This is a genomic window from Mesorhizobium sp. ESP7-2, assembly GCF_020164715.1.
In the GTDB taxonomy this organism is placed as follows: Bacteria; Pseudomonadota; Alphaproteobacteria; order Rhizobiales; family Rhizobiaceae; genus Mesorhizobium.
Window position 1 is genome coordinate 131,988 of record NZ_JAIUGQ010000011.1, and the last position, 11,951, is coordinate 143,938.

13 protein-coding genes and 1 pseudogene are annotated in these 11,951 nt (G+C 63.3%); 8 read left to right on the top strand and 6 right to left on the bottom strand.

Features of this window, described 5'->3' with window-relative positions; genetic code table 11:
• Positions 1-234: 234 nt before the first annotated feature.
• Positions 235-1,278 carry a hypothetical protein gene (locus LB543_RS13635; RefSeq protein ID WP_140765314.1) on the top strand — a complete coding sequence of 348 codons (1,044 nt, stop codon included), beginning with the start codon at positions 235-237 and terminating at the stop codon, positions 1,276-1,278.
• The gene (locus LB543_RS13640) at positions 1,269-2,825 is read left to right on the top strand and encodes a phenylacetate--CoA ligase family protein (RefSeq protein ID WP_224614461.1); all 1,557 of its coding nucleotides are present in this window, start codon (positions 1,269-1,271) and stop codon (positions 2,823-2,825) included. Before LB543_RS13635 ends, LB543_RS13640 begins: the two co-directional genes overlap by 10 nt.
• Positions 2,826-2,922: 97 nt before the next feature.
• On the opposite strand, the gene LB543_RS13645 is transcribed toward LB543_RS13640, so the two are convergent.
• From LB543_RS13645 to LB543_RS13655, 3 genes are all read right to left on the bottom strand, one after another.
• A complete protein-coding gene (locus LB543_RS13645) occupies positions 2,923-3,882 on the bottom strand; it encodes a dimethylarginine dimethylaminohydrolase family protein (protein ID WP_224614462.1) in 960 nt (319 codons plus the stop codon).
• 88 nt (positions 3,883-3,970) lie between these two features.
• A complete protein-coding gene (locus LB543_RS13650; RefSeq protein ID WP_224614463.1) occupies positions 3,971-5,479 on the bottom strand; it encodes an AMP-binding protein in 1,509 nt (502 codons plus the stop codon).
• 32 nt (positions 5,480-5,511) lie between these two features.
• Positions 5,512-6,327: a p-hydroxycinnamoyl CoA hydratase/lyase gene (locus tag LB543_RS13655; RefSeq protein WP_224593169.1), complete on the bottom strand. Its 816-nt coding sequence runs from the start codon at positions 6,325-6,327 to the stop codon at positions 5,512-5,514.
• Positions 6,328-6,452: 125 nt separating this feature from the next.
• Between LB543_RS13655 and LB543_RS13660 the strand changes: the two genes are divergently transcribed.
• Positions 6,453-6,944 carry a MarR family winged helix-turn-helix transcriptional regulator gene (locus LB543_RS13660; RefSeq protein ID WP_224614464.1) on the top strand — a complete coding sequence of 164 codons (492 nt, stop codon included), beginning with the start codon at positions 6,453-6,455 and terminating at the stop codon, positions 6,942-6,944.
• A gap of 268 nt (positions 6,945-7,212) precedes the next feature.
• A complete protein-coding gene (locus tag LB543_RS13665) occupies positions 7,213-7,776 on the top strand; it encodes a cytochrome b (protein WP_224614465.1) in 564 nt (187 codons plus the stop codon).
• Between the two features lie 6 nt (positions 7,777-7,782).
• On the opposite strand, the gene LB543_RS33905 is transcribed toward LB543_RS13665, so the two are convergent.
• Complete coding sequence (locus LB543_RS33905) at positions 7,783-7,914, bottom strand: hypothetical protein (RefSeq protein ID WP_263498696.1); 132 nt, start codon at positions 7,912-7,914, stop codon at positions 7,783-7,785.
• A gap of 131 nt (positions 7,915-8,045) precedes the next feature.
• Positions 8,046-9,173, bottom strand: a complete 1,128-nt coding sequence (locus tag LB543_RS13670; protein WP_224614466.1) for an NAD(P)/FAD-dependent oxidoreductase — start codon at positions 9,171-9,173, stop codon at positions 8,046-8,048.
• A gap of 136 nt (positions 9,174-9,309) precedes the next feature.
• Here LB543_RS13670 and LB543_RS13675 point away from each other — a divergent pair, with 136 nt between their 5' ends.
• The 4 genes from LB543_RS13675 to LB543_RS13690 all read left to right on the top strand — a co-directional run bounded on the left by LB543_RS13675 (position 9,310) and on the right by LB543_RS13690 (position 11,645).
• The gene (locus LB543_RS13675; RefSeq protein ID WP_224614467.1) at positions 9,310-9,927 is read left to right on the top strand and encodes a helix-turn-helix domain-containing protein; all 618 of its coding nucleotides are present in this window, start codon (positions 9,310-9,312) and stop codon (positions 9,925-9,927) included.
• 125 nt (positions 9,928-10,052) lie between these two features.
• Positions 10,053-10,757, top strand: coding sequence for an SDR family oxidoreductase (locus LB543_RS13680; RefSeq protein ID WP_224614468.1), 705 nt, complete (start codon positions 10,053-10,055; stop codon positions 10,755-10,757).
• Positions 10,758-10,922: 165 nt separating this feature from the next.
• A complete protein-coding gene (locus tag LB543_RS13685; protein WP_224614469.1) occupies positions 10,923-11,372 on the top strand; it encodes a hypothetical protein in 450 nt (149 codons plus the stop codon).
• A gap of 15 nt (positions 11,373-11,387) precedes the next feature.
• Complete coding sequence (locus tag LB543_RS13690) at positions 11,388-11,645, top strand: hypothetical protein (RefSeq protein WP_224614470.1); 258 nt, start codon at positions 11,388-11,390, stop codon at positions 11,643-11,645.
• Positions 11,646-11,669: 24 nt separating this feature from the next.
• Here the strand turns inward: LB543_RS13690 and LB543_RS13695 are convergent.
• Positions 11,670-11,927, bottom strand: a pseudogene (locus LB543_RS13695) (c-type cytochrome); the annotation flags it as partial.
• Between the last annotated feature and the right edge of the window lie 24 nt (positions 11,928-11,951).

Consider the following 11,951-nt stretch of genomic DNA (forward strand, 5'->3'; position numbering starts at 1 on the left):
GACGGCGCGACGGCTTTGCGCGGTTCGGTGGCTAGGGACAATGCGGAGATCGTGGCCGCTGCCGCCGCGGTTTTTGCCCGGCGATTCAGCTGACTTCAAGGTCGAGGCGGGTGCCCGACGTCCCTGACACCGGCAGTATCCCGTACATTTGCATAAGCGTTTGTTAGTCATCTGAAATCACATTTCAGTATTGTTTGTTTGTTACTTGCTAAGGCGCGCGTGGAGGGCGATACCTTGACCGAAAGCAATGTAACGATACCGGCCATCTGGCGGGAAATTGCCCGCTACGCGGTCAGTTGCCCCAGTCCTCACAACACGCAACCTTTCCGGCTGCGCATCCGCAGCGACAGCGAGGCGGACATCATCTTTCTGCCGCGCCGCGGTTTATGGGTGGCCGATCCGCATGGCCGCTTTACCTGGCTGACCGCGGGCATCTTCGCCCAGGTTTGCGCCATCGCCGCGCATGGCCTGGGCTACGAGCTCGATTGCCGCACGGATTTCTCCGCGATGTATCCCGGCGGCGATACCGAGACGCCGCAAATCATCTCACGCCTGACGCTGAGGCCGGCGGCGGCTCCCGTGGCCGATTTCGACAGCCAGTTGATTCTCGATCGCCACACCTCCCGGCTTCCCTATGACGGGCAGGCGATCCCCGAAGCGCTGCTTTTGGACATGGAGGCCGAAGCGCGGCGCACCGGCCACCGCTTCGAGGCACGCAGCGATGCCCAGGCCATCGACTGGGTGATCGAGCTCAACCGCCAGGCACTCTTTCACGACATGATGAACGCGCCGATCCGCAACGAGCTGGTGCGCTGGCTGCGCTTCGGCACGCGCGAGGAAGACATTACCGGCGACGGCCTGTCGGCACGCTGTCTCGGTTTCTCCGCCCGGCTGCTCAAAAGCTTCTTCACCAGCCCCGGCTTCTGGACCTTGCCCGGCATCAAAAGCCTTGTCGGTTTCGTCTATGGCCGCAGCATGAAGGGCGTCGGCACCATCGGCTGGCTGCGCGGTCCCTACGTGACCATGGAGGACTGGTTCAACGCCGGCACCACCATGTTCCGTCTCTGGCTGATCGTCACCCGCCATGGCTACTACTGGCAGCCTTACGGTTCGGTGATCACCTCGGACGAGGCGCGCACCAACATGATCGGCTATTTCGGCATGCCGGATGAAAAAGGCGGCGCGGACATGGTCTGGCTGCTGCTGCGGCTCGGCAAGAGCCAAACCCCACCCCTGAGCTACCGGCTCCCGTTCGAGGACATCATCCTATGCGGCTGATCAAGCAAGCGGTGCGGCCTTTCTTCCTGGCGCTGGTCGCGCTCGTCAACGTCGTCGAGCGCACCTTCGCCTCGTCGCGGCATGCCTACAAGATCCTGCTCATCCCGGGTTTCGAGCGGCTGCGGTGGGGCGTCGGCGCCTGGCGCGCCTGGGCGAATTTCTATCATGCCTACGCCAAGGTCCCGGCCTATCGCGATTATATCGACAGGCTGGGCGGCAAGCCCGAAATTATGCTCGACCACGTCACCAAGCCGGACCTGACGTCCATTCCGGAAATGGACAAGGACAGCTACGTCAAGAAATACCCTCAGGAAGAGCGGCTGCTGGGTGGCAAGCTGCCGTCGATGGGGGTGATGGTCGATGAATCCTCCGGCAGCAGCGGCATGCCGACAAGCTGGGTCCGGGGCAAGACCGAACGGCTGATCACCAAGCAGATGATGCAGATGACGTTCCTGCGCATCACTGGCGAGAACGAAACCCTGTTCATCCTCAACGCCTTCGCGCTCGGCGCGTGGGCGACCGGCATGAACGTCGCGATCTCCCTGACTGACACGACGATCCTGAAGTCGACGGGCCCGAACCTTGACAAGATCGTCAACACGATCCACGAGTTCGGCCCGCGCTTCCGCTATGTGGTCATGGGCTACCCGCCGTTCCTGAAGACGCTCGTCGACGATCCGCGTCTCGACTGGTCCAAATTCACCATCGATGCCGCCTTTGGCGGCGAGGGGATCTCGGAAAGCCTGCGCGACTATCTCCTGAAGAAATTCCGCCGCGTCGTCGGCAGCTACGGCGCCTCCGATCTCGAGGTCAATCTCGCGCTCGAGAGCGAACTCACCATCAATTTGCGCCGCGCACTGCTCGGCGACGAACGGTTGCGCGAGGCCATCATCCGTGTCGGCTACGGCGTCACGCCGATGGTTTTCCAGTACAATCCGCTGGCCTATTATCTGGAGGAGAACGCCAAGGGCGAACTGGTGGCGACGATTTCGCGGCCCTACAACATATCGCCCAAGATCCGCTACAACATCCACGATCGCGGCCATGTGCTGCGCTTCGGCGAATTGAAGCGCATCCTGCGCGACACTGGACATGGCGACATGCTGAAAAACAGCGGTCGCATCCTCGATCTGCCGCTGTTGTTCATCTACGGCCGCTCCGACATGTCGATCGAATACTACGGCGCCAAGGTCACGCCGGACAGTTTGCGCGAGATCCTGTTCGGCCTCGACGTGCTGGCGCCGGTGCTGTCGACCTTCCGCCTGATCTCTTATGAGGACGCCGCCCACAACAAGCGCATGGAAGTGGCTGTCGAACTGGTCGAGGGGGCGACACTGCCGCTGCCGGTCGAAACCTTGCAGGAGACGGTGTTCGAGAGGCTGGCCACCATGAACGGCGATTTCCTCAACGCCTGGAAGCGCACGGCAACGCCGGAGAACATGCCGGAGCTCAAGGTGTTTGCCTTCAACACCGGTCCGTTCGAAGGCGGCCAGCGACGGCTGAAGAACGAGTATGTCGCCTCCAACATCAAATACGACAAGCTCTGACGCCGACCTCTCTGACCGCGATCTCTCTGACTGTGACTTCTCTGACCGCACTTGGGGTCGACGAGCCGATCAGCGGCCGGCCAGCCGGCTTCCCGTGTCAGGCGTACAATGGCCTAGTCAGGCAATGGACGCCGCCGGTCGCCTTGGCGATCTCGGTGCCCTTGACGAGATGGATTGTTACGCCGGCGGCCGCTTCCAGCGTGGCCTTGAGTTCGGCCGGGAGGTCGAAGGCGAGGTAGCTGCGATTGCCCAGCGGCAACAGGTTGCAACGTTCATGGGCGATGGCATCGGCCTTGTCGCAGCGAACGATTGAACAGCCCAGCGCCTCTGCATAAGCAAGCGGGTTCACCGGGCTCAGCCGGCGATCCTCGTCGATGAGGAAGCCAGCGCCGAACATGCCGGCCGCCGCCAGGATGACCTTGTTGGGCAGCACGGTGAAGCCGGTGTCGAGATGCAGCAACTCGGGATCGTGCGAGAGGCCGATGATATAGTCGACATGGTGGGGGATGAGGTCGAGCGCCAGCTTGATCGCGGCCGCCTTGGTGGTGCGCACGCCAAAGCCGACAAGCAACACGCGCCGGCCGTCGAAGGTTACCGGCAGAACGTCGCCACCCTCCAGATATTCGTCATGCTCGAGACGGGTGAGCGGCTTCATGCCCAGTCTTTGCAGGGCGGCGGTGACGATTTCAGCCTCGCGGGCGCGGCTCGGCAGAGCCGGCCGGGTCGGAATGAATGTCGAGGGCGACCACGGCAAGGTCACCGAGCTGTCACGCATGAAAATCAGGTTCGGATTGCCGGCGGCTTCTAGCCGGTACGGCTCATGGTCGGCAAGCACGTCATCGAGATAGAGGGTGTCGACATGGCTTCCGATCAGCGCGGCGAAGGCGTCATATTCGGCGTAGAGTTCGTCGACATGCGGAAGGTCGAGGAAATTGAGCGCCGCCAGCCGTTCCCTGGACAGGTTCTCCAATGACAGGCCGTGCCGGGGATGATGCATGAGCATGCGTCTGGGCGGCACATGGTATTCGGAGAAATCGTCCTCGGTGACGGTGAGCAAGGAGCCCCCTCCGTTGGTGTCGCGCCGACCCTAGCGTCGATATGCTCATAAAAGGTTAGGCGAACGCCGTGGCGATCTTGCGTCAGGCCTATCCGCCGGCCGCCCACCCGCGAAGAATGTGTTTCTGGATCTTGCCGGAAGCGGTGCGCGGCAGCGCCTCGGTGAGCAGAAACTGCTTCGGCACCTTGTAGCGGGCGATGCGGGCGCCGCAATGGCTTGCCAGAGCTGCCGGATCCAGGACCCGGCCGGATTTGACCACGATGAAGGCGCGGCCGACTTCGCCCCAGCGCTCGTCGGCGATGCCGATCACGGCGGCTTCGGCGATGTCGGGATGGTCGAGCAGCACCATTTCGATTTCGGCGGGATAGACGTTCTCGCCACCGGAGATGAACATGTCCTTGCGACGGTCGACGAGGGTGACGAAGCCTTCGTCATCGCGCCGCGCGATGTCACCGGTACGGAACCAGCCATCGGCGGTGAAGGCGCGCGCCGTCTCTTCCGGCCGGTTCCAGTAGCCCGGCGTGATCGAGGGGCCGGACAGCCATATCTCGCCCGGTTCGCCGGCGGCGACGTCCCGGCCGTCGTCGTCGACGATACGCAGGCCGATCGTCGGCGCCGGCAGGCCGGCCGAGCCGGCCTTGCGGGCTATCCGCTCGGCCTCGACCGGCATGCCAAGCACGGTGCCGGCTTCCGTCATGCCGAAGCCGTCGACCATGCGGACCCCTTGTGCCAGCCACCAATCGATATCGATGGCCGGGTTCGGCGCGCCGCCGGTGAAGATGGCGGTGAGGGACGTCCAGCGCGCCGGCGCGAAGTCGGGGTGTTCACGCAGCATCCTGGCCATCTGCGGCACGCAGAAATAATGGGTGATGCCGAGGCCGGGGTCGGCCAGGCGGCGGTTGGTCACACCGGCGTCGAAACCGGGCGAGATCAGCACCGTGCCGCCTTGCAGCAGCGGCGGACGCAGGCTGGTGATGAGACCGATGACATGGAACATCGGTGCATCGCAGAGGAAGACGCTGGCATTGCCGACGCGCCCCAGTACGCCGAAATTGACCGCGGTGGCCAACGCGTTGGCCTCCGTGACGATGACGCCTTTCGGCCGGCCCGACGTACCCGATGTGTAGAGGATGATCGACGGTGTATCGCCGTCCGGCGGGGGACGGCGCGGCGCCGGTGCCTGGGCTTCAACCGCCTTGGCGAAGGTCGCGACTTCGATCGATAGGCAGCCCGCCGGCAACGTCATTTCGAGCGCTGCGTCATGCAGCAGCAAAACCGGGCCGCAATCGGCAAGGATCGCCTGCCGTTCGGCGCCGGCGAGCCGCCAGTTGAGCGGCACGAAAATGGCGCCGAGCCGCATGGCGGCCTGCTGCAGGACAAGCAGGTCGGCGCTGTTGCGGACAAGCGTGGCGACCCGTTGCCCCCTTTCGATGCCACGGGCGGTTTCGAGGACGCCGACGGCGCGCTGGATGGCCCGGTCGAGCGCCGCATAAGTCCAGCGCCTGCCGGATGCCAGGTCGACGCAGGCAAGACGGTCCGGCTGCATCTTGGCGTGCAAGGCCACGGGATCCGATGTCGTCCAGGCCGGCATTCGCATCTCCTCCCAGATTGCGTCGATGGTTTATCGCGTCATCTGGCCTTGTCGTAGGCGCCAAGACCCGGCTTGTAGCTCTTCTCGTCGATGAACTGGCGGATGCCTTCCTTGCGGCCGTCATTGTCATGGGAGTTGGCCGCTTCCTGCGCACGCACGAGATAATCCTCGGCATTGTCATAGGTCATCTCGGCGACGCGGCGGATGGCGTCCTTGGTCGCCTTCAGGGCAATCGGGTTCTTCTTCAAAAGGACGTTCGCGACCTCGGTGACACGCGTCTTCAAGTCGGCCAGCGGCAGGCTTTCATTGACCAGCTTCCAGGCGGCGGCCTTTCTGCCGTCGATGAGCTCGCCGGTCAGCGCATGGTACATGGCGTCGCGCATCGAGAGCAGATCGACCACCACCTTGGTGGCGCCGCCGCCGGGCAGTATGCCCCAGTTGATCTCTGACAGGGCGAACCGCGCCTCATCGGCGGCGAAGGCGAGGTCGCAGGCAAAGAGCGGGCCATAGCCGCCGCCGAAACACCAGCCATTGACCATGGCGATGGTCGGCTTGTGGTACCAGCGCAGGCGCCGCCACCAGCCATAGGCTTCGAACTGCGCCTTGCGGACGGCGCCGAGGCCCTTGGCTTCCGTCTCGCGGAAATACTCCTTGAGGTCCATGCCCGCCGACCAGGCGCTGCCTTCGCCCGACAGCACCAGCACGCCGACATCGTCACGGAATTCGAGTTCGCCCAGAACCTCCATCATCCGCTGGTTGAGCGCGGGGTTCATGCAATTGCGCTTGTCCGGCCGGTTGAAACGCACCCAGGCGATGCCGTTCTCGACATCGAAGGCAACGGGCTCTTCGGTCATGGTCAGTGTCCTCCCATGCGGCGCGACGGTCGCGAAAATTGCTATGCGATATAGCGATCTAGTTTGCTATGTCGCATAGTCTTTTTTGCTTGACAAGGGCTTTGATCACGGCGATCGGTTCGAGCATGGACGAGACGGAAATTCACGCCGATCCCAGTGCGCACCCCGATCCCGGGGCATTAGGGTCGATTACCGAAGATGCGCTCGACGCGCAGATCGGCTACAATCTCAGGCGTGCCTCGACTTTGGCCTTGAATGATTTCGCCGTCGAGCTGGCGGATGCGGCGCTGCGCCCGGTCACCTACGGCATGCTGGCGCTGATCGACGAACAACCCGGTATCCGCGCCGCCGAACTTTGCCGCCAGCTCGGCATGAAGAGCGCCAACATGGCGCCGCTGCTTGCCGAGCTCGAAGGGCGAGGGCTGGTCGAGCGCGACGACCATTCGGACGACAAGCGCGTGCAGGTGCTGAGCCTGACACCGGCCGCGAGGAAGGCCATGCCCGGATGGCGGCGACAGGTTCGCCGGCATGAAGACCGGTTCCTGCATCGGCTGACAGCCAAGGAGCGGGCAACGCTGCTTCGCCTCCTGCGTCTGATCTGGACGGAGCAAGGCTAGAGCAATTCCAGGAAAAGTGCGTAGCGGTTTTCCCGGGAAAAGCGCGTAGCGCTTTCCCTAGGGAATTGCGTGAAAACAAAGAGTTAGAGCGGTTCGGCGATTTCAACAAACACTGAACCGCTCTAGGGACTTCGTCTCGTCAGGCAGCGCCGCCAGCGGCAGCGACGCAACCGACATGGGCGGTAAACTGATGTTACTTGAGGAACCGGGAAAATAGCTGCACGTTCATCCTCGCCAGGATTTTTCTCACCTTTTTGGGAGTTTTCGCATGTCGCTTTCCGGCTCGACAACCCGTTATGGACGCGTTGCCCAGGCTCTCCATTGGCTGACGGCTTTGCTGGTGCTCGCCGCCTTCCTCGTATCCGCCGGAGGGCCGCCCGAACGCGTCTATTCCACGGCCAGGGCATCGACATTGCTGCTGCACGAGTCGCTTGGCTTCTCGGTTCTCTGTTTGCTGGGCATTCGCCTGCTCTGGCGCTTTTTCGATCGCATTCCCGATTCGCCGGCCATGCCTAGCTGGATGGAGATTGCTTCGAAAGCAACGCACTGGGCGCTTTACGCTCTGCTGTTCGCGGTTCCGGCGACAGCCATAGTCGGCGCCTTGTTCGGCGGCCACCCGGTCACGCTCTATGGGTTGGGAGCGATCGGTCCGTTTGCCGGCTCCTGGGGCGCGCCGCTGGCGCAGATCCATGGCACGCTTGGCGATATCATCATGTGGCTCGCCGGCCTGCACGCGGCCGCTGCCATCTTCCATCACGTCTTCCTTCGCGACCGGGTGCTGAGCCAGATGCTGCCGGGCCTGCCCGATCCATCGTCCGGGCAGGGCGGCTGAACGCGGTCAGTCGAGAATGATGCGGATCGCCTGATCGACCACCGGGTGCAGGCCGCTGGCCTGGAAGGAGAGGCGATTGCCGGAGCCGACATCGCTGGTCATGGCGATGGTGAGGTCCGCCTCCGGGTCGTGCAGCATGACGGCGACGTAGCCCGGAATGCTGCCCTGGTGCCCATAGAAGGCGCGGTCGGCATAGGCGCTCTGGAACGGTGGATTTCATCGCAAACGCTCCTGATGACATTTTACGGGTTGAGGCAAGGGCGTGAAATTCATGGAGCCGACGCCGGGGCCAGGAAGCGATCGGGTGCCAGTGCCGTCGCGGTGACGCCGAGTGCCGCAACATCCCCGGGCAAAGACTGCCCGCGCATCAGCGCCGCGCTCAGCCTTGCCAGCGTCAGCGAGACCTGGAAGCCGTAGCCGCCCTGACCGCCGAGCCAGAAGAAGCCGGGCAGGCGCGGGTCGAAGCCGGTGACCGGCGTGCGGTCGGGCGCGAAGGTGCGCAGGCCCGCCCATGGCGTCGCCGGACGGCCGATGCGCATCGACGTCGCCTGTTCGATGCGGTCGACGGCGATGGCGACGTCGATGTCTTCCGGCCAGGCATCGCAAGGCTCGGAATCGGTCTCGTCGGCGAGCGAACCGATCAGCCTGCCGGCATCGGGCTTGAAGTAGAACTGTTCGTGCAAGTCGACCACCAGCGGCCAATTGGCGATGTCCATGTCGGCGGGCGGATCGAACAGGAAGGCGGTGCGCCGTTTGGGCTGGAAGCCGAGGCTCGGGAGCCCCGCCATGCCGGCGACAACATCGACCCAGGCGCCAGCGGCGTTGACGACGATGTCGGCGGAATAGACGCCGGCGCTCGTTTCGACCCGAAAAGCGCTGCCGTCGCGTGATATGGCGCGGACCTCCTCGCCCGTGCGGATGATGCCGCCACTGGCCTTCAGAGCCGAGGCGCTGGACCCCAGCATCTTGCCGGTATCGACATCCACCGCGTCCGGTTCATAGACTCCGCCGCAGGTGTTTTCCCTGGCAATGACCGGAACCAGTGCGTGGAGTTCGGCCGCCAACAGACGCCGCACGCTCGGCACCAGCGCCTGCAATTCATGAGCCAGCTTGTCGATGGCGGTATCGTCGCCGACCCAGCCGACGTGCAGCGCGCCACGCCGATGGGCGACGAAGCCGCCTTCAACTATTGCCTGCCGGCTGGCCAGCGTCAGCGCGCGCACCAGGCGGTTGCCATAGGTCTCGGTGAACAGAGCGGCGGAACGGCCACTGGCGTGGTAGCCGAGATGCGGCTCACGCTCGATGACGGTGACTTCGGCCCAATCCGCCACCTCGGCGGCAAGCGAGAGGCCGGCGATGCCGCCGCCGATGACGATGATGGGAGAATTCGACTGCATCCATCAGTCGTAAAAATAATTTCGTATCCAGTCAATATTTAGCGTATAGGAAAATTATTGGCGTTGTTGATGACGGCGGGGAGTTCGAATAGCTAGAGTGGAGAAGCGGCTGGACCGCCGCGCCATGGAGCTGACAATGTCGGAGCAACCGAACCTCGGTGATTGTCTGCGGGCCCTGAGAAAAACCCATGGCTGGACCTTGCAGGAGGTCAGCTCTCTCACCGGCGTCGCGGTGTCGACGCTGTCCAAGGTCGAGAACGACCAGATGTCGCTGAGCTATGACAAGCTCCTGCAGATTTGCGAGGGGCTCGGCATCCATGTGACGGAACTGCTCAGCGGCGACCGCAAGCAGCCGGCGTCGCGCACCCGCCGTTCGGTGACCTCGCAATCCAACACGCTGCGCCAGCTGACCCGCAACTACGACTACCGGTATCTCGCCACCGACCTGGTGCGCAAACGCATGGTGCCGATCCATGCCTATGCGCGCGCCCGCACGCCGGAAGAATTCGGCCCGCTGACCAGGCACGCCGGCGAGGAATTCCTGATCGTGCTCAAGGGCGAGATCGAACTGCACACCGACCAGTACGCTCCGGTGCGGCTGAGAGAGGGCGAGAGCGTCTATATCGATTCCACCATGGGCCACGCCTATCTCTCGGTGGGCGAGGGCGACGCCGAGATGCTGTGCGTCTGCTCCGGCGACGAGCCTGACATGGAAGGCACCCTGCTGAGCGTGCTGGAAACGGTGGAGGGGTAGGGGGCGCAGCTCACCGCGCAAGTTTTCTGCAGCTCGATTCAGTCTTTCTGGTTCGAACTGCGCGGCGAAACCGGCTATAGGACCGCTGAAACCGCAAGTCCCGCCAACCCAATGAGGAAATCCCGATGAATTCAGAAAAGACAGCCGTCATCGTGGCGGGCGGCAGCGGCATGGGGGCGGCGGCGGCGAAGCGCCTGGCGGCGGATGGGTTCAAGGTCGCGATCCTGTCTTCGTCCGGCAAGGGCGAGGCGCTGGCCAAGGAGCTTGGCGGGCTCGGCGTCACCGGCTCCAACCAGTCGAACGACGATCTGCAGCGTCTCACCGACCTGACGCTGGAGCGCTATGGCCGCATCGACGTGCTGGTCAACAGCGGTGGCCACGGCCCGCGCGCGCCGATCCTGGAGATCACGGACGAGCAGTGGCATACCGGCATGGACGTCTACCTGATGAACGTCATCCGACCGGTGCGCATCGTGGCGCCGCAGATGGTCAAGCAGAAGGGCGGCGCCATCATCAACATCTCGACGGCCTGGGTCGCCGAGCCGAACGCGATGTTCCCGACCTCGGCCGTGTTCCGCGCCGGCCTTGCCGCCTACACCAAGATTTTCGCCAACACCTATGCGGCCGACAATGTGCGCATGAACAATGTGCTGCCCGGCTGGATCGACAGCCTGCCCGGCACCGAAGAGCGCCGCGACAACGTGCCGATGCAGCGCTACGGGACGAGTGAGGAGATCGCCGCGACGATTGCGTTCCTGGCCTCGGATGGGGCGGGATATATTACGGGGCAGAATATCCGCGTGGATGGGGGCGTGATCCGGGCGCTGTGACGACAGGGGCTCAAGCCGAATATCGCGACACAGAATTTTTCGCAGACGCCGGGGAACAGCGGGGGGCGCCAAGGAACGAGACCCTCGTTGTCGAGCTTGAAGGGTCTCGTGGCTGTTGCATGCTGTTGGTTGAACGCTCATCCTTGACCCGAAACGGAGCGAGCAATGTCTGACAACTACCTGCGACTGGTGCCCTATGATCCACGGTGGTATCCGGCTCAACACGCGGCGACTGCGGCTGTGAACGCTGCGCACGGGCTGTTTCCAGCTGCGGGACATATTGCTGTCGAATACGAGCAAGGGGCGACTTTCTTCGATGCCGGTGCCAATACGGAAAGCGTCCATTGTCCGTTTTGCGGCAGCGATATCGAGGAATGGTGGGGCGACGCGATGAACCAGGCGGCTGAGTCGCGCTTCGAGGACCTTTCGGTCACCACGCCATGCTGCCACAGGCCGACCTCGCTGAACGATCTGCGCTACGTCTGGCCGGCGGCGTTTGGCGTTTGTGCGCTTACGGTCATCAGTCCGGGCGTGAACTCCGTAAGCAGTGAACAGTTGCGGACGATTGAACAAGCCATGGGTTCACCGCTGAAGGTGATCTGGCAGCACCTCTGACGCCCGGGATGGATTATGGAAGAGCAGGAACTCAAGGAAATTGCAGAGCGATGCTTACGTGCCACACCAGGGCCATGGAAGTCCTGGATTGAGGGTCGCGATCACACTTCGGGGTCGAATATGATCGGAACCGGAGGCGATGCCGACATAGAATTGTTGGGAGCCACCAACGCCGATCAAGACTTCATTGCCGCGGCACGGCAGGATATTCCGGCATTGCTGGCGGAAGTGGCCCGGCTGCGTTCGGAATTGGCTATTAAGACCGGAAACTAGCCCTGCGTTATCCGTGCCACGCATTCACTGCGACGGCTTCGCTACCTGATCCGCATCGGTGAGCGTCTGCAGAAACGCCACGATATCGTCGATTTCGGCGTCGTTCAGCGCCGGCTTGTCGCCGGGTTTCTTGCCGTTGAAGGGTGGTTCTTGGTTGAGATTTCCTCAGTAAGCCTTTGGCAGATCGTCATATTACCTGATCGTGCCGTCGGCATTCCTGGGATACCACCGGCCGGGATCGGTGTCGCGGCTGGCGTAGAAGGCGACGGCGTCGCGCAGTGTCGGTGTCTCCGGCGCGCCGCATCG

Coding starts and splice junctions, on each gene's coding strand:
- LB543_RS13685 (WP_224614469.1), top strand. CDS start 10,923: ATGTCTGACAACTACCTGCGACTGGTGCCCTATGATCCACGGTGGTAT.
- LB543_RS13665 (WP_224614465.1), top strand. CDS start 7,213: ATGTCGCTTTCCGGCTCGACAACCCGTTATGGACGCGTTGCCCAGGCT.
- LB543_RS13670 (WP_224614466.1), bottom strand. CDS start 9,173: ATGCAGTCGAATTCTCCCATCATCGTCATCGGCGGCGGCATCGCCGGC.
- LB543_RS13675 (WP_224614467.1), top strand. CDS start 9,310: ATGTCGGAGCAACCGAACCTCGGTGATTGTCTGCGGGCCCTGAGAAAA.
- LB543_RS13655 (WP_224593169.1), bottom strand. CDS start 6,327: ATGACCGAAGAGCCCGTTGCCTTCGATGTCGAGAACGGCATCGCCTGG.
- LB543_RS13690 (WP_224614470.1), top strand. CDS start 11,388: ATGGAAGAGCAGGAACTCAAGGAAATTGCAGAGCGATGCTTACGTGCC.
- LB543_RS13650 (WP_224614463.1), bottom strand. CDS start 5,479: ATGCGAATGCCGGCCTGGACGACATCGGATCCCGTGGCCTTGCACGCC.
- LB543_RS13680 (WP_224614468.1), top strand. CDS start 10,053: ATGAATTCAGAAAAGACAGCCGTCATCGTGGCGGGCGGCAGCGGCATG.
- LB543_RS13640 (WP_224614461.1), top strand. CDS start 1,269: ATGCGGCTGATCAAGCAAGCGGTGCGGCCTTTCTTCCTGGCGCTGGTC.
- LB543_RS13660 (WP_224614464.1), top strand. CDS start 6,453: ATGGACGAGACGGAAATTCACGCCGATCCCAGTGCGCACCCCGATCCC.
- LB543_RS33905 (WP_263498696.1), bottom strand. CDS start 7,914: ATGCTGCACGACCCGGAGGCGGACCTCACCATCGCCATGACCAGCGAT.